Raw genomic sequence first — 17,073 nt, forward strand, 5'->3', positions numbered from 1 at the left:
TCTTCATCATTCATTAAATATTATTTTCCAAAGCCTAAATACTTGGTCATTTCGCTAGTTAAATAGTTGGTTCATTTCCAGAGTTTTTCCTGACCAAATGGACAATAAATGTTCCACAAAAGGTAGTGATTAAAATGCTGAAGAATATGATTTCATCAATATGAATTCCAAATGAAGAGATAATCATTTTTACTCCAATTATTGCGATCAATATAAAGGAGGTTGTTTCAAATTCCGGTACCTTATTAATCAATTTCAGGAATAACTGGGCGACACCACGCATCATTAAAATCCCTAATATTCCGCCAATAAACAAGACCCATTCTTCATTTGAAACACCAAACGCAGCAACGATACTATCAAAGCTAAACGCAATGTCCATTAACTCCACCGTTAACACGGTTCTCCAGAAGCTCATCCTTTTTGGCTGAATTTCTTCCTCTTCTTCTTTTTTCAAAAATAAATTCTGCAAGACAATAAACAGCAAATAGTGGCCGCAGACAATCTTGATCCAGGCAATATGAATTAAGGAAACTCCTATGCCAATCACCAGTAATCGAAAAAAATAGGCGCCGAATATTCCATAGAATAATGCCTTCTTTCTCTGTTCCATTGGCAGATGTTTCACCATTACCGCCAACACCAAAGCGTTGTCTGCTGATAATAATCCTTCAAGAATGATCAATGAACCAATTATGCCCCAGCTTGCATGATCAAAAGCTACGGATTCAAATGCCTTTAATGAAAAAAATGTACTATAATTGTGGATTATTTCTTGAAGGAATTCCATCAGTATGTTTACTCCTTTTCCTTAAGCTAGAATTCTCTGTTTTTTATCTACAGGTCGAAGGTTTGTCCACTTTAAAATCAGCCGTCCTTTCCTTCTCTCTAAATTTATGAACTGCTTTGCGATATATGAATTAAAAAAATATAAAGTCCACAAAGTTCCTTTCCTGTACCTTTCTTTCCCATTAAAAGCAGGATATCTGATAGTTTTTCAGAATACATTATAAAAGACTGAAAGGGGTGGTTGTTGGATATGCTTCGGGCTGAAAAAATGGAAGTGAAGGATGGTCTAGCGGCAATTGAACATTTTTTTCAAAAAGGCTGGACGGATGGTCTCCCAATTGTTCCGCCGACGGAAGAGCGAATCTATGAAATGTTGAAAAGTGTCAATATGGAACCGGACACTATTGTTGGTGCCATTCCTGAAAGGGGAAGAGTTTTTACAGCTGAAATTGTGGCGATAAATGCAGTCATGGCAGGGTGTTTACCTGGTTATTTTCCAGTTGTGATGGCAGCTGTTCAAGCCGTTTGTGAACCTGAATTTGGCTTGCATGGACCAACTGCCAGTACACATGGTGCCGCCATCATGATAGCCGTGAATGGGCCAATTGTTGAGCAGATTGGCTTAAATTCTGGTGCTAATGCCTTCGGACCTGGGAATCGGGCAAATGCCACAATTGGACGAGCCATTCGCTTACTGATGCTCAACGCTGGCGGTTCTCCTGAATTCGACCGTTCGACCCTGGGGACTCCGGCCAAATACAGCTTTTGTTTTGCTGAAAAAAAGACTGTTTGGACACCTTTTCATGTTCAAAGAGGATTTAACGAAAATGATAGTACAGTTACTGTGTTTGCCTGTGAAGGTCCAAATCAAATTCAAAATCATGGTTCCCTTAACAGCGTTGGAATTCTTCGAACGATGTCGGACCGGATGAGTGCTTTAGGCACCATGAATATGGCGAGTGAAACGGAAATGGCCGTTGTCCTTTGCCCTGAACATTACCATCACCTGCAAAAAGAGGGCTGGTCTAAGGAAAGTGTTCAGCAATTTCTCTACGAGAATGCCAAAAGGTCAATACGTGATATGAAAAATGGCGGAATCATCGATGCGCCCATTGATGAGGGAGATGAATATAATTTTAAACACGCAATTCCTTCCCCAGAACAAATCCTTTTACTGGTAGCCGGCGGAGAAGCGGGAAGATTTTCAGCTTGCATGCCTGGCTGGTTTAGCTATAAACAGTCTAAAGCCGTCACTAAGTCGATTAAAGCCGCAACAGGATTCACCTGACACGAGTGCTCTTAACCAATCGGTGATTGGTTTTTACTATTACTTTTTAAAAGAAAGGATGGCAATGATTTGAGTTTAATTGTGTTTAATCCTACCTCTGGTCATAGTTTAAAAGAATTGCGAATGGCAAAAAGAGATAAACCTTTAGAAGGCAGTGTCATTGGGTTAGTCGATAATGGAAAGAAGAACTCAGACACCGTCATTCGTTTTCTGGCGGAACGTCTTCAGCTAAAATATCATCTGAAGGATGTCATCCACCATAAAAAAGTTTCTTTTTCACACGGTCTCAATGAAGCAGAAGCTAGCATGCTTGCCGAGAAATGTGACTTTATCATTTCCGGGGTTGGAGATTGAGGGTCGTGCAGCTCGGGCAGTTTGCTCGATGGAATTATAATGGAAAAACACGGCACTCCAACAGCCGTCATCAGCACCAAACCCTTTATTTCCTCAAGTAAAGCCATGGCTATCGCACACGGAATACCTGATTACCCTTTTGTTACCATCCCGCATCCAATTGCGGCGACGGAAGAAGTGGTTCTCCATCAGTGGGTAGATCAGATTGTAGGTGATGTTGAAGAGATCCTATTAAGAAGTTTATAAAGACAATAACCTGCTAAGATGGGTTCGTCCTTCTCGGCAGGTTATTTAAATGAGGTACCAGATAAGAAACCGGACACAAATTATTCCATTTCTATTGTTAAATCATTTTATAAGTCCACTTCCACTCTTGTTTTCTAATAACTTCGGACATATGACCCTTTGATAAGATTACTTCCATTTTTTCTTCTCAAACCCCTTTGGTTTGAAAACTATTATAAGACCATTTCAATAATCAAAAAATAAAGCACTGGGGCCAGCCCCCAGTGCTTAAGACTATTTATTAGAACTTAGAATGATAGTTCGCGATTTCCCAAGAGTGTACTGCAGTACGGTAGCTGTCCCATTCTGCTTTTTTCAGGGAAACATACTCAGTGTAAACGTGCTCTCCTAATGTTTGAGAAGCAATTTCTCCTGCTTCTAATTCTTTTATAGCGTCAGCTAGGCTTCCAGGAAGATTGTCGATGCCGCGGAATGCTCTTTCTTCTTCATTCATGTGGAAAATATCCTCTTGAATTTGAGCCGGCGCTTCTAATTCTTTTTCGATTCCATCCAGCCCTGCCGAAGCAATAACCGCGAACGTTAAGTATGGGTTAGAGGATGGATCTGGACAGCGTAATTCCACACGAGTCGCAAGACCTCTTTTTGCCGGGATACGAATAAGGGCTGAACGATTTGATGTAGACCATGCAATATAGCACGGTGCCTCATAGCCAGGAACCAAACGCTTATAAGAGTTTACTAGCGGGTTCGTGATCGCAGTAAAGCTCTTCACGTTTTCAAGGACACCTGCAATAAATTGGTATGCTTTTTTCGATAACTGTAATTCATCAGAAGGATCGAAGAATGCATTTTCGCTTCCTTCAAAGAATGACATATTGACGTGCATTCCGGAACCATTGATACCGAAAACCGGTTTTGGCATAAAAGTAGCATGCAGGCCAAATTTCTTTGCAACGGTCTTAACAACCCACTTATAAGTAGTAGCTAAGTCCGCAGCTGTAAGGACATCTGCATATTTAAAGTTAATTTCATGCTGTCCTTCTGCAACCTCATGGTGAGAGGCTTCAATCGTAAAGCCCATTGCCTTCAATGCACGGTAGATTTCTAAGCGGACACGTTCCCCTAAATCATAAGGGGATGGCTCGAAATAACCTGCATTATCGCCAAGCTCCTGTGTCGGGTAGCCATTTTCATCTGTTTTAAATAGGAAGAATTCCAATTCTGGTCCGACCGAAATGGTATATCCTTGATCAGCTGCACGCTCCACTGTTTTCTTAAGAACATTTCTTGTGTCCCCTTCGAATAATGTTCCATCAGGGTTCTTAACAGAGCATAGAAAACGAGCTTCGGAATATCCTGTTTCTACTGTCCAAGGAAGGACTGCAAACGTATTTAAATCTGGCTGTAAATAAAGGTCAGATTTGTTAATCGGGGAAAAACCTTTAATTGACGATCCATCAAACATCATTTTTCCTTCTACTACATCATCCAGCTGCTCCGTTGTAACAGTGACGTGTTTTAAGATTCCTTCGATATCTACGAATTGTAAGTGAAGGAGTTCTACACTTTTTTCTTTAATTGTGTTTTTAATTTGTTCTAGAATTGTAGAATTTAATGCTGCATTTGAAATAAGTGTTTCAGTCATGTTACATTACCTCCCAGATTCATGTTATGTTTTTTTACATTATATTTTAAAGTCTATCATTAGACAAGTACTTTCTGTATATTTTTTTGAATATTTATGCTAGTTTTTCGGAAAGCGTTTTCAAAACATGATAATGGATTATGGGTTATTACCAAATTCTTAGAGGTTTTTAATTCATAAATATACAAAACCATGTATGGAATATTTAAAAACCGACATCCTTTCCCAGAATGTCGGTTTTAACAGCATATTCTATTCCTTTAAAGATTCTATTTTTTCAAAATATCATGAAGTACTTCCTTAAACATTTCATTCAAAAAACTCTTTTTTTGGGCTTTTAACCATTCGACCTGGTTAATGGGCAGTTTTAATTTTAAACTGACTTCTTCAAGCGGCATTTCCACTTTTCTTATTTCTTCCAATGTGATGCCCTCTTCAATATTAGGAAACCATGAATCGTTTTCGTTGATCTTATCGAAATCCTCATATTCATTTAGGTCGTCAAGTTCAGAAAATAAATTTAGCTGCGGCAGCCCTCCTGGCAGAATTTTCGCATGCATAATAGAATGAATAATGCGGCCATCCTCTAATTCTATTTCCGTAATCAGGTTTTCAAACTTTCTGTATTTTTTCACCGTCACTTCACTCACTATTAAATCCAATTGCAAGCTGAATCCAGAATTTGATTCAAAAATATAGATGGCACTATTAAAAATATGGATACTCTCTCCATCGATTTTTACCGATTTAACGATAGCCATAAGCTGTTCCCCCATGCAGTGGTTTCAAACATTTTCAAACTATTAACCTAATTTTATATCAAAATCTAATGTTTGTTCAATCGACAGGTGGAAAGAGTTCGTAAATTCATTTTTTATGTTCCCCCTGCAAATATGTGAGTTATTATAAGTTGGGAAAATTTCTTAATAACCGTTGGGTTTCATAAATACAATTATGGTTTCTCTTTTTTATATAGGAATTTAATGCATTCCGAACAGATAAAATGATATGATTATGGTTATGAATAAAAAAAGAAGATCTTTTCTTTTCATCACGGAGGAACAGAATGAAAAAAGTGAATAGAACCCTTCTCGTCATTGGGATTATTTTTGTAGCGTTTAATTTGCGGCCTGCCCTTACATCTGTGGGCCCCCTCATCGGATTTATCCGGACGGATTTAGGCATTTCAAACGGGACAGCAGGATTTATTACCACTCTCCCACTATTATCATTTGCGATTATTTCCGTGCTTGCACCAAGAATCAGCCGCACCTATGGAAATGAGCGGACTATATTTATAGGTCTTTTTATCTTATTTGTCGGAATTATCATACGGTCACTTGGATACCTCCCAACTGTTTTTGTCGGCACCCTTTTAATCGGGATTGGCATTGCTGTTGGAAATGTCCTCCTGCCTAGTTTAGTAAAGCTGAAATTCCCGGATAAAGTCGGAATCATGACAAGCACCTATACGACAGCACTTAGCACCTTTGCCGCGCTAGGGTCTGGAATTATTGTGCCGCTAGCCCAAGGGATGGCTTTAGGCTGGAAGACAGCGCTGGCTTTTTGGGCAGTATTAGCCGTGATAGCAATGATTATTTGGTTCCCACAGCTTCGCGAAACCAGCGTCCGAAAACCAATTGAGAACACTCCTTCCGGAAATAAAGGCCTATGGTCATCCTCATTGGCTTGGCAGGTTACCTTTTTTATTGGACTGCAATCATTTTTGTTTTATTGTACAATCGCTTGGCTGCCTGCCATTTTAGAAAGTCACGGCATGAGTTTGACGTTGGCTGGCTGGATACTTTCCATCATGCAATTGGTGGGACTGCCTGCCACGTTTATGACACCAGTCATTGCCGAACGTTTTCCACATCAAAAAGGAATGGTTCTCTTTTTGGGAATTCTTCACTTAGTTGGGCTTTTCGGTCTTATCTTTAATGGTAATACGATATTATTAATAGCGTCCGTTATTTTTATAGGAGTTGCCCAGAGTGCAAGCTTTAGTTTAGCCCTTACCTTTATCGGTTTAAGAACCACTGATGCCAAGCAAGCTGCGAATTTATCTGGCATGTCCCAATCAATTGGGTATCTGCTGGCCGCAATTGGTCCTAGTTTGATTGGTTACCTTTTCGACCAGACGCAGTCATGGACGATCCCATTATTTGTTTTAGCAATTATAAATATCATGTTAACCGTTGCAGGTATTGGTGCAGGAAGAAATCATTATGTCATTCGAGAACCATTGAAAAAAATTGGTTAAAACTAAAAAATGCCGGTGCTCCTTTGTAAGTGTGAGTAACCGGCATTTTTTCTTTATGATAGAAAAACTATCTTCTTCTAAAACCTTCTTCAACTAGAAATATTTCTGCCTCTGCCCGTGTAGCAAAGGTTTCTTCGAGGTTGAGTCCAAAATAAATATTCCAGATTTCGTCTTCGTTGACTAACAGCAGAACTTGATTATCCGCATTGACCCATCGTTCTTCTTCGTTATCACCAACAATCGCTTCCTCTTCAATCGGCTTTTCTACAGCAGACAAGCTATTTATGGATTCCCTAATCAGTTTTTTTAACTCTTCCTCCGAGTAGTCCCGAATATTTACCATCCCTTTTGGATCGGTTTGGTATTGAGATAATCGGCCGGCATATACAAACCCATTTCCATTTGGATGGAGATGGTACACCACATTTTTCTTTTCATAAACACTTTCGTTATATTGGAAATTTACTCTTCCTAGTGAAACATTTACCTTCTCAAGTTCAGGAAATGATTCGATTACAGCCAGTTTTTCATCAAAAGTCAGCATAAAGGCCTCCAAAATTTTTAAAGTCATATAAACTCCATTATAAATATTTTGGTTTAAAATCACCAACATATTTTTTAAAAAGGCTCTTTTCGTAAAGTTTGTTGTTTTTGGTAATAACACTGTCCGTTCCTTTCCGCTACAGGCGCTCAGCAAACCCGCGGGGAGGAAGTCGAGCCTCCTCGACGTTCCGTCTGCGGGGTCTCGACCTTTCCTCTATTTCCCGCAGGAGTCAAGCGCCTTTCGCTCCAATCCACTCGGTGTTTTCAATATAGATAAAAGCAACGATCTCTGAGAAAAGAGCCTTTATAAAAATAAAAACCCTCTATCCATCACAGATAGAGGGTCTCTTCCTTATGCAGATTTACGGACGAAAGATTTCTTTCCTTGTAAACGGTTCTTGCGGTGTTCTGCAGCTGCTGTGAATAATACGTCAGTTGAAGAGTTCAATGCTGTTTCACAAGAATCCTGTAAAACGCCAATGATAAAACCTACACCAACTATTTGCATTGCAATATCATTCGGGATTCCAAATAGGCTGGCAGCCAACGGAATTAATAATAAGGAACCACCTGCAACACCTGAAGCGCCGCAAGCACAAACAGCAGACAAGACACTTAGGATAATTGCAGTAGGGATATCCACTTGAATTCCAAGCGTATGAACAGCTGCAAGGGTTAATACTGAGATAGTAACCGCAGCACCGGCCATGTTTATTGTTGCTCCAAGCGGAATAGAAACGGAATACGTATCTTTATCCAACCCTAGTTTTTCACAAAGCTTCATATTGACTGGAATATTGGCAGCAGAGCTGCGTGTAAAGAAGGCCGTAATGGCGCTTTCCTTAAGACACATGAACACAAGTGGGAACGGGTTTTGACGTGTAGCAGCGAAAACGATAAGCGGATTGATGACAAACGCCACAAAAATCATACAACCAAGTAAAACGACTAGCAATTTTCCATAGCTAAGCAAAGAATCGATACCGTTTGTCGTAATCGAGTCAATAACTAGACCCATTATTCCAAGCGGAGCCAGCTTGATTACCCAAGTGACCATTTTGGAAACCGCATCGGAAAAATTAGAAATCATTGTTTTGGTTGTATCTGGAGCATTTTTCAATGCAATGCCAAGAACGACTGCCCAAGCCAGGATTCCAATATAGTTGGCATTGAAGATGGCCTTGACAGGATTATCGACTACGTTCAGTAGTAAGGATTTGAGAACCTCGACAACACCACCAGGAGCTGTCATATCCTCTGCTCCCTTTGCAAGTGTCAAACCTACTGGGAAAATAAAACTTGCAATAACAGCGATTAATCCTGCTAGAAATGTTCCTAGGAGATATAGAACGAGAATGGATTTCATATTTGTTTGTTGACCGCTCTTATGCTGGGCAATCGCAGACATAACGAGGAACAGGACCAAAACAGGTGCAATGCCTTTTAAAGCGCCGACAAATAATGAACCTAAAATGACTAACGGCTTTGCTGCTGCTGGAACCGTTAAAGCAAGTATGATACCAATAATCAAACCAACAATGATTTGTTTTACTAGACTTACTTGATTCCACTTTTTCAATAGATTTTTCAAAACTACTCCCCCCACTTATTATTACTTCCGTAAAAATTCTCTCTTTCATTCCCTATTGCCTAACATTATTATAGAGAATATTTTGATATCTCACAATAGCTATTTCATTATTTGAATAGAATAAAAATTTAGAAATTTTTATTATATTTTATCAACTTTAATCTTTCCGGCTCTCTTCCTTGTATAAAACAACTGGCACCAAATCATACTAATGTTGAGAAAATGTGGGATATTTTCAATTAATACTCATTTGAAAACCAGGGGAAAAGAACCTATGAAATCGCGTAGAAGAATACTAAATTTATTTTCAAAATCAATAAATTCGAAGGAAAAAATGAGTCAGTTTGAAAAAAAGCCAGTTTTAATGATGGACTCCCTTTCCGTTCAATTAGCCGAAAATATTCAAATATTGGAGCCTATCTACGCAGATTGTGCAGATATAAAATTCCGTCATTTTTTAATTGGCAATAATACAAAGGCTCTTCTCATCTATGTTGACGGAATGTCAGACATCGAAGAAATCGATAGAAATGTCTTAAAGCCATTAATGCAACAAAATATGGACCTGCTGCCGAATATACAGGCAATACTAGAAAAGAATTTAACAGTTTCAAACATTAAGGTAATACAAACTTTTGACGATGTGATCAATGAAGTTTCTTCAGGGAACCCTGTTATTTTACTAGACCATCAATCACAAGGAATTGTCGCCGGACTGCCAAAGTGGGAAAAACGTTCGCTTCAAGAACCGGCAGCGGAATCCGTAGTTCGCGGACCAAGAGATGGTTTTATTGAAACAATAGCTACAAACATCGTTCTGCTGCGAAGAAAAATTAGAAGTCCCAAATTAAAAATGAAACAAATTCAAATCGGACGGTACAGCCAAACACAAGTAGTTATTATGTTTATTGAAGGGCTAGCAGGCCAATCCCTGCTCGAAGAGGTTCAAAACCGTTTAAACCGGATTGATATTGACGGTATTCTGGAGAGCGGATATATCGAGGAGTTCATTAAAGATCATCCTTACTCTCCTTTCCCGTTAATCTTAAATACAGAACGGCCGGATATTGCAGCCGCGAGCTTACTCGAAGGTAACGTGGTCATCTTAACCGATGGGACTCCCTTTGCCCTGATTGCCCCAACGACCTTTTACTCCCTGCTGCAGTCACCAGAGGATTATTATGAAGGGTTTATCATTGGAACACTGATTCGCTGGCTTCGTTATGTCTTTTTACTGGTGGCTTTATTGCTGCCATCTGTGTACGTCGCCATCCTGACTTACCATCAGGAAATGATTCCCACCTCCCTATTAATAAGCGTCGCTAAGTCCCGAGAACAAATCCCTTTCCCGGCATTAGTCGAAGCATTGATTATGGAGTTTGCCTTCGAGGCACTTCGAGAGGCCGGCATCCGACTGCCTAAAAACATCGGGTCTGCAATTAGTATCGTCGGCGCTTTGGTCATTGGTCAAGCGGCAGTATCGGCGGGATTGGTTTCGGCACCTATGGTTATAGCAGTGGCAATTACCGGGATTGCTTCCTTCTTAATCCCGCGCTACAGCGCATCGATTGCCCTTCGGATTCTAAGGTTCCCCATCATGTTTCTGGCAGGTACATTGGGATTAGTTGGCATCATGCTCGCACTGCTTACCATCATTGTTCATATGTGTACACTTCGGTCCTTTGGGGTTCCCTATCTACAACCCTTGGCACCCGTTAGAAAATCAGAGTTGAAGGATTCCATCATCAGGGCGCCATGGTGGTCTTTAAAGAAGAGGCCCCATTGGACGGATGATTATAATATGGTACGTCAGCCGAATGGACAAAAGCCTTCTCCTTTAAAAGGAAAGGAATAGGAGTTGACTCAACATGCTGGAAAAAGGTAAAATTTCGCCGGTTCAAATGGCTTTGCTAATGATCCCTGCCATAATCGCTACGGTGCTTCTGTTGGTGCCGTCAATAACCGCCAAACATGCCCATCATGACTTATGGTTGTCACCAATTTGGGCGTCCGCTACCGGTTTTTTTGTTGTGTTTTTATCCTATCAATTGAATAAGCTTTTTCCAGAACTAACCATTATTGAATATAGCGAACGTGTTCTTGGAAAAATACTTGGAAAATCAATTGGATTTATCTTTCTATTTTTCTATTTACACATTACAGGGATTATCGTCCGGGAATATGGTGAGTTTGTCTCCAGTGCAGCCCTATTCCATACCCCCATGTCCGTAATAATCGGAACCATGGTTCTTGTATGTTCCTTTGCCGTTTTAGGGGGAATCGAAGTGATAGGCAGGTCCTCGGAAATCATCGTTCCTGTTGTGATTCTCCTCTACATCCTACTAGTCATCCTGCTAATCAAAGATTTGGAAGTGGATAATCTGTTTCCCATTATGGAAAAAGGGATCATGCCATCGTTAATGGGGTCCATTGTCCCGCAAAGCTGGTACAGTGAGTTCATCCTTTTGTCTTTTTTTCTGCCTTACGTAAAAAATCAGAAAAAAGGGTTGAAGTGGGGATTGTTAGCGGTTTTTAGCGTCATGTTTCTAATGGTTATTACCAATATGATGACTCTCTTATTATTTGGAAATTTAACTGGTTCCCTCACCTACCCTGTAATGGTGGCAGCCCGCTACATTAGTATCGCTGATTTCTTGGAACATTTGGAATCGATTGTCATGGCGATTTGGATTGCCGGGACCTTTATCAAAATTACGGTTTTTTATTATGCACTTTCTCTCGGCACCGCTCAGTGGCTTAAACTCTCAGATTACCGCCCAATTGTGCTGCCGATTGGTTTCTTAATTCTCTTACAAGGACTATGGGCAGCACGGGATCTACAGGAGCTTTCCTTTTTTCTTGCAACATCAGGGGCAATTTATATTCTATCCATCCAGGTCGTGATACCGGTAATTCTGCTGATGACTGCATACGTTCGAAAACAGCTAGGTCAACAGAAAGGAAATAAACATAATGAAACTCCGGTCAATCAGTGAAAAAGGACTGCTTTATTTTATCCTAATTGGTTCAGTCATATTGCTCTCTGGATGCTGGGACAGGAATGAAGTAAATGATTTGGCTTTGATTACGGCTGCCGGTTTTGACAAATTTGCAAATGATAAGATCGAACTGACTGTTCTTGTTTTTATTCCAAAAGGCGGCAGCAGCAGTCAGACGATGGAGAGCAATAATACCGATGCGGGTCAAACCCTCGTAAGATCAGCGGAAGGGAAAACAATTGCAGATGCGATGGCCAGGCTTCAGGAGAAACTGCCCCGGAAAATCTTTTGGGGCCATACAGATGTTTTTATCATTGATGAGGAGCTTGCCAGAAAAGGTATTGGCCAACACGTTGATTTTATCATGCGGCATCCAACGCTTCGTGAACGTGCGCATATTTTTGTCAGCAATCAAAAGGCGAAAAAGGTGTTAAGTCTTATGCCTCCGCTTGAACGTGATTTGTCCGAGGTTTTGCGGGAGCTAAGTCAGCATAAGTTGGGATTAAACATTACCACAAAAAAATTGGCACAAATGCTGATAGGTGATTCCGGTGATTGCGCTTTGCCGTGGATAACCATCCTTCCCCCTGAAAATAAGGAAAAACCCAAACAGACGATTGCTTATAGTACGGGAACCGCCATCTTCAAAAAGGATAAAATGATTGGAATTATTAATGATTCCGTAACAAGGGGGGTGCTTTGGCTAAGAAATGAAATTTTGTTAGGAGTCATTACGATCAAACCACCAAATACAGACGGTTATATTTCCGTAAATGTCCTCCAAGCACAATCTACCATAGTACCAAGAATACACAATGGCGAATGGACAATCACCCTTAAATCCGAATCCGCCGGTGATATCATCCAAAACACAACAAATTTAGATGTATCGAATCCGGTTGTTGTAAAATCGCTTGAACCTCTGTTAGCGAAAGAGATTGAAAAAAGAATTATTATGGCAAGGGATCACGTGCAAGAGGAGATGAAAGCCGATATTTTTGGATTCGCCGGAGCCTTTCATCGTAAATACCCAGATATATGGAATAAAGAAAAAAATCGATGGGATGAGATCTTTCCCAATGTAAAATTAAAATTTGCTACAAAATGCCATATTCGCAGGCAGGGTTTGACTTCTTAAAACCCTTGCAGGAAAAAAAGAGGTGAAATCATGAAATGGGCTCTGGTGGGTGCTAGTATTTTCATTGCCAACATCATGTTTCTTTATCAATGGCCCAAATTAAAAAAGCACCAAAAGAAAGAAAAGGCTGCGTTTATAGTGCTAACTAGTCTCGGATTGGTTCTGTCTGTCTTACTTATTTTCTTTCCAGATATGCCTGGCCCCACTCAAATGATTGACTGGATTTACAAACCATTTGGAAAGCTGATCAAAAAATAAAAACCTTCTGTAACAGATGAATTGGGTTATCCGACAGTTGGCGCATCTTATCGGACAAATAGAAAGTGCCATGCGACAGTTAACGATGGATATCCGACAGTTGAAGCTTGTTATCCGACAATTGGTGGTTCCTATCCAACAGTAAGTCTTTTTTAATCCCCCAAAAATGAAAAATCCATCCTAGCCGCTAGGCCGTGGGTGGATTTTTCGGTAGATGGTTATTCAAATAACGGACTGACGGCTTTTTTATTATGAACCCGATCGATGGCTTCAACTAGTAATGGAGCAACGGATAAAATTGTCATTTTACCGCTTCTCTTTTCTTTTGGAATGGAAACTGTATTGGTAACCACCAATTCTTTAATTGAAGATGATTCGATTCTGCTTACGGCTGGTCCAGAAAGCAGCGGGTGTGTGCAGCAGGCATAAACAGCCTTTGCCCCTTTTTCCATCATTGCATTTGCGCCAGTTGTTATCGTCCCTGCTGTATCGATGAGATCATCCACGATAATCGCATTCTTTCCTTGAATGTTTCCAATGATGTTCATGATATCAGATACATCATGCTCAGGGCGGCGCCGGTCAATCAAGGCGATGGGTGCATTTAACAGACTCGCCATTTTTCTCGCTCTAACCACCCCGCCGTTATGCGGTGCAACCACAACGATATCTTCTAACCCTTTTTCTTCAAAATACTTTGAAAGAATCGGAATCCCGATTAAATGTTCTACAGGAATATCAAAAAAACCTTGAACCTGCGGGGAATGGAAATCCATCGTGATAATCCTGCTGGCACCAGCTGAAACTAAAAGATTCGCGATAAGTTTTGCTGTGATAGGTTCCCTCGACCTTGCTTTTCTATCTTGTCGGGCATAGCTGTAATATGGCACAACGATGTTAATCACTTTTGCAGAAGCTCGTTTCAAGGCATCAATCATGATAAGAAGCTCCATAATATGTACATTCGTGGGATGTGAAGTGGATTGGACTATAAAAACTTCACTTCCGCGAACACTTTCTTCTATGCTAATTTGAATTTCGCCATCGCTAAATCGCTTCACGGAGCTCCTGCCCAATGTACAGCCTAAAAGTTCAGCCATTTCTTCTGCCAACTTGCGGTTTGAATTTAAGGTAAACATTTTGAAGTCTTTATTTAGTTGATAAGGCACCTTGTTTCCTCCAAAAAATACTTTTTTTATTATTATAACATTCAATTGGGACAAGGAATAAATTTTGCACAAAAAATGACTCTTTTCTAAAATATTATTGTTATTAAGGATTTGAAAAAAGCCTATAAAATAAAAAAGCACCCTTGAAGGATGCACCCATTGTTATTTTTCAATTACCTCCACAGAGGATATCCGCGTTGGATTGATGACAATTTTCTCGTCTCTGTCTAAATATACCAGCGTGTTATGCAAGGTTCTGTCACCATTTGCTGAATCAGTATAAAAAGTTCGAGTGAAGTCTTGTAATGAATAATCCTTTTCGCTAATGACATATTCTTTCCCTGAATCCATGACGACTTTAATCTTCATTTTTCCCCACTCCTAACTTATGTTGTTACTATTCATAATTCGATGTTGGAGGGTGAAAATCCTTTTAAAAAGCTATTCAATTTTTAAATTAATTGAAAACAACTCTTAATGAGTCTTCTATTTGCTGAATGATAAGACGAGGTTTTTTATCGTATAGAGTCTTCCAGAAAAAATAAATAAATCATCATGGTTAATTTTTACGTACTCCTCAATAATGTCGAGGCCTTCCTGAAACTGCTTCACTAAATAATGAGTGTATTTTTCATCCCAGGAAAATCGATTAATTCTTATAAGTTCGTCTGCAATAATTTGATACTGAAACTCCTCCATGATTAGTTTAATTTGATACACCTTATCCACATTTACATAAACACTATTTTTATTTGCATGGGTCTTATGGACAAATTTTATAAAATTATTTATATTTTCAGCGAGCAAGATCGCCTTTTGCATCTCGAATTGCATGTTTCCATCTCCTCGGTAACTAATTGCATTCTTACGGAGAGTGTATGTTTGGGATTATTATTATATTACAAAACGAAAAGTGCCAGGCACCCTTTAAATAAATGATGCCTGGCATGAGGTTCACCGTATTTCGAGAAGGAATACCTAAATTAAAAAACGAATAGATATAGTGGATTATGAATAGGGGTGACCGAAATGCTAAAACAGGAACAATTAAATGATATTAAAGTTCTCCAGGAGATTTGTGAAAAAGATGGTGGATTCCAACTTAAACTGAATTTTGATATGCTTGAAAATCGCAGCGAAAACCGACTGGAGGACTTCTTTCATTACGAGGATGGCAGGCTCGTTGGTTTTCTAGGAAGCTATGGGTTTGGAAATAAAGTGGAGCTTTGCGGGATGGTGCATCCGGAGTACCGGAGAAAAGGAATCTTCTCCAAGTTGCTTAAGTCAGGGCTTGATGAGGCGAAAAGACACGGTGCGGTCACCATTTTGCTGAATGCCCCGACTGGATCACTGTCAGCAAAGGAATTTATAAAAACAATTCCATGTACCTTTTCGGTAGCGGAATATCAGATGAAATGGCAGTACACAGAATTAGTCGATGATCCTTCTGTTACGGTAAGACCCTCTTCTAGCAAAGAGGATTGGGAGGCTGAAATTCAGTTAGAAATATCTGGCTTTGGGTTCAGTGAAAAGGAAGCACGTGAATTTCAACGGACCATCTCGGAAACTAGCCGTGAGGATAGGCTGATTATTGAGGCCGAAGGCAGGATAGCTGGAAAAATGCGGGTTTCCGAGTTAAATGGCGAAGCTTGGATTTACGGTTTCGCGATTTTCCCTGAACTGCGAGGAAAAGGGATAGGGCGTCGTGCTTTATCAAGAGTCGTCCAAATGGAACATCAAAAAGGCTTGCCGATTTTTCTTGAAGTTGAAGCTAAGAACGCCCATGCACTGGGGCTCTATGAATCTTGCGGGTTTAGGAGTTATCATTCACAGGATTATTATCGATATCAGAATTAGAGTCAAAAACGGCCAGGATCTATTTAGGATCCTGGCCGTTTTTTCGTTATTCAATAAATCTGGCCACGTCGCTGCCACAACTCTTACATTTTCCTTCCAATGCAATTCCAGGCGATGATTCCTTTACGGAATAATTTACAATCTGAACAACATCGCAACAATCACTGCACCAAACATTTCGTTCCAGATCTTTGCGAATTTTCACCGGAATGGAAAGCCACTTTTTATTAGCGGAAAAAGAGAGTGCTTCTTCACTTGGTGCTTCTCCGGTGCTCTTTTGCTTCTTTTCCATATATCTACCTCACCTACTTTTAGAATAATATATCATTATTACCCCAGGACTGCATATTTAACAATCATAAGAACTTCTCACTTTTTTAGGAAACCTTTTGTTAATGATGATCGTATTAAATATAAAGAACCTAATATTGGTGGTGTTTTTTTATGAAATATTCATCAAAGAAGGATTGGTGGCTAACGGTAATTGTTTTTGGGGGCATGATATTTGCGATTGGAAGCAGCGGATGGGCGGCTTTTGAAGACACTCCGAATGTTGGTGAAATAATAGTTGCCCTCCTGTTTCCGATTCTATTATCCATTTTAATATTGTGGCTGTGGTTGACGACTTACTATGTTATTGATGATAAAAACTTAATCGTGAGGTACGGACCCTTTAAGAAAATTATCCCTTTTTATTCAATAAAATCCGTCAAGAAAACGATGAATCCCTTATCTAGCCCTGCGTTGTCATTAAAAAGACTTGAGATTACGTACGGTCAATATGATACTGTTCTCATTTCACCTAAGGACAGGGACGAGTTTATGGATGTTCTCGCAAAACTTTGTCCACATGCAAAGATAATAAAGTCATAGTAAGTGCCAGATGGCCGTTAAAAAGGCTATTTGGCACTTTTCTTGACTGATATTACTATT

Annotated in this window: 18 protein-coding genes; 9 read left to right on the forward strand and 9 right to left on the reverse strand. The window is 39.8% G+C overall.

The window, feature by feature from the left end; genetic code table 11:
* Positions 1-58: 58 nt before the first annotated feature.
* Positions 59-790, reverse strand: coding sequence for a TerC family protein (locus tag ACZ5AE_RS14440; protein WP_464573433.1), 732 nt, complete (start codon positions 788-790; stop codon positions 59-61).
* Positions 791-1,039: 249 nt separating this feature from the next.
* On the opposite strand from ACZ5AE_RS14440, the gene ACZ5AE_RS14445 reads away from it, so the two are divergent.
* Together ACZ5AE_RS14445 and ACZ5AE_RS14450 are read left to right on the forward strand one after the other, a co-directional pair.
* Positions 1,040-2,077, forward strand: a complete 1,038-nt coding sequence (locus tag ACZ5AE_RS14445) for a hypothetical protein (RefSeq protein WP_464573435.1) — start codon at positions 1,040-1,042, stop codon at positions 2,075-2,077.
* A gap of 69 nt (positions 2,078-2,146) precedes the next feature.
* Complete coding sequence (locus ACZ5AE_RS14450; RefSeq protein ID WP_464573437.1) at positions 2,147-2,677, forward strand: UGSC family (seleno)protein; 531 nt, start codon at positions 2,147-2,149, stop codon at positions 2,675-2,677.
* Between the two features lie 280 nt (positions 2,678-2,957).
* On the opposite strand, the gene glnA is transcribed toward ACZ5AE_RS14450, so the two are convergent.
* Positions 2,958-4,322: a type I glutamate--ammonia ligase gene (gene glnA, locus ACZ5AE_RS14455; RefSeq protein WP_464573439.1), complete on the reverse strand. Its 1,365-nt coding sequence runs from the start codon at positions 4,320-4,322 to the stop codon at positions 2,958-2,960.
* Positions 4,323-4,591: 269 nt separating this feature from the next.
* Positions 4,592-5,083 carry a hypothetical protein gene (locus ACZ5AE_RS14460; protein WP_464573441.1) on the reverse strand — a complete coding sequence of 164 codons (492 nt, stop codon included), beginning with the start codon at positions 5,081-5,083 and terminating at the stop codon, positions 4,592-4,594.
* A 305-nt stretch (positions 5,084-5,388) separates the two neighbouring features.
* On the opposite strand from ACZ5AE_RS14460, the gene ACZ5AE_RS14465 reads away from it, so the two are divergent.
* Positions 5,389-6,585 carry a CynX/NimT family MFS transporter gene (locus ACZ5AE_RS14465; RefSeq protein WP_464573443.1) on the forward strand — a complete coding sequence of 399 codons (1,197 nt, stop codon included), beginning with the start codon at positions 5,389-5,391 and terminating at the stop codon, positions 6,583-6,585.
* A gap of 67 nt (positions 6,586-6,652) precedes the next feature.
* Here ACZ5AE_RS14465 and ACZ5AE_RS14470 read toward each other — a convergent pair whose 3' ends face one another.
* Positions 6,653-7,129, reverse strand: coding sequence for a hypothetical protein (locus ACZ5AE_RS14470; RefSeq protein ID WP_464573635.1), 477 nt, complete (start codon positions 7,127-7,129; stop codon positions 6,653-6,655).
* 351 nt (positions 7,130-7,480) lie between these two features.
* Complete coding sequence (gene sstT / locus ACZ5AE_RS14475) at positions 7,481-8,719, reverse strand: serine/threonine transporter SstT (RefSeq protein WP_464573445.1); 1,239 nt, start codon at positions 8,717-8,719, stop codon at positions 7,481-7,483.
* Between the two features lie 334 nt (positions 8,720-9,053).
* On the opposite strand from sstT, the gene ACZ5AE_RS14480 reads away from it, so the two are divergent.
* Genes ACZ5AE_RS14480 through ACZ5AE_RS14495 form a run of 4 tightly spaced genes read left to right on the forward strand, consistent with a single transcriptional unit; the run spans position 9,054 to position 13,114 of the window.
* Positions 9,054-10,574 carry a spore germination protein gene (locus ACZ5AE_RS14480; RefSeq protein ID WP_464573447.1) on the forward strand — a complete coding sequence of 507 codons (1,521 nt, stop codon included), beginning with the start codon at positions 9,054-9,056 and terminating at the stop codon, positions 10,572-10,574.
* 13 nt (positions 10,575-10,587) lie between these two features.
* Positions 10,588-11,715: a GerAB/ArcD/ProY family transporter gene (locus ACZ5AE_RS14485; protein ID WP_464573449.1), complete on the forward strand. Its 1,128-nt coding sequence runs from the start codon at positions 10,588-10,590 to the stop codon at positions 11,713-11,715.
* On the forward strand, positions 11,693-12,856 hold the full coding sequence (locus ACZ5AE_RS14490; protein WP_464573451.1) for a Ger(x)C family spore germination protein: 1,164 nt from the start codon (positions 11,693-11,695) through the stop codon (positions 12,854-12,856). Before ACZ5AE_RS14485 ends, ACZ5AE_RS14490 begins: the two co-directional genes overlap by 23 nt.
* A gap of 30 nt (positions 12,857-12,886) precedes the next feature.
* Entirely contained in the window at positions 12,887-13,114 is a 228-nt protein-coding gene (locus ACZ5AE_RS14495; RefSeq protein WP_464573453.1) for a hypothetical protein, read from the forward strand.
* A 218-nt stretch (positions 13,115-13,332) separates the two neighbouring features.
* On the opposite strand, the gene ACZ5AE_RS14500 is transcribed toward ACZ5AE_RS14495, so the two are convergent.
* From ACZ5AE_RS14500 to ACZ5AE_RS14510, 3 genes are all read right to left on the reverse strand, one after another.
* The gene (locus ACZ5AE_RS14500; RefSeq protein ID WP_464573455.1) at positions 13,333-14,283 is read right to left on the reverse strand and encodes a ribose-phosphate diphosphokinase; all 951 of its coding nucleotides are present in this window, start codon (positions 14,281-14,283) and stop codon (positions 13,333-13,335) included.
* 162 nt (positions 14,284-14,445) lie between these two features.
* Positions 14,446-14,652 (reverse strand): hypothetical protein, encoded by a 207-nt coding sequence (locus ACZ5AE_RS14505; RefSeq protein WP_464573457.1) that lies wholly within the window; start codon positions 14,650-14,652, stop codon positions 14,446-14,448.
* A 117-nt stretch (positions 14,653-14,769) separates the two neighbouring features.
* Positions 14,770-15,117 (reverse strand): hypothetical protein, encoded by a 348-nt coding sequence (locus tag ACZ5AE_RS14510; protein WP_464573459.1) that lies wholly within the window; start codon positions 15,115-15,117, stop codon positions 14,770-14,772.
* Between the two features lie 195 nt (positions 15,118-15,312).
* Here ACZ5AE_RS14510 and ACZ5AE_RS14515 point away from each other — a divergent pair, with 195 nt between their 5' ends.
* On the forward strand, positions 15,313-16,140 hold the full coding sequence (locus ACZ5AE_RS14515; protein ID WP_464573461.1) for a GNAT family N-acetyltransferase: 828 nt from the start codon (positions 15,313-15,315) through the stop codon (positions 16,138-16,140).
* A gap of 46 nt (positions 16,141-16,186) precedes the next feature.
* On the opposite strand, the gene ACZ5AE_RS14520 is transcribed toward ACZ5AE_RS14515, so the two are convergent.
* A complete protein-coding gene (locus tag ACZ5AE_RS14520) occupies positions 16,187-16,432 on the reverse strand; it encodes a hypothetical protein (protein WP_464573463.1) in 246 nt (81 codons plus the stop codon).
* 152 nt (positions 16,433-16,584) lie between these two features.
* Here ACZ5AE_RS14520 and ACZ5AE_RS14525 point away from each other — a divergent pair, with 152 nt between their 5' ends.
* Entirely contained in the window at positions 16,585-17,013 is a 429-nt protein-coding gene (locus ACZ5AE_RS14525; RefSeq protein WP_464573465.1) for a PH domain-containing protein, read from the forward strand.
* Positions 17,014-17,073: the final 60 nt, after the last annotated feature.

This window comes from Neobacillus sp. S1227 (genome assembly GCF_055385255.1).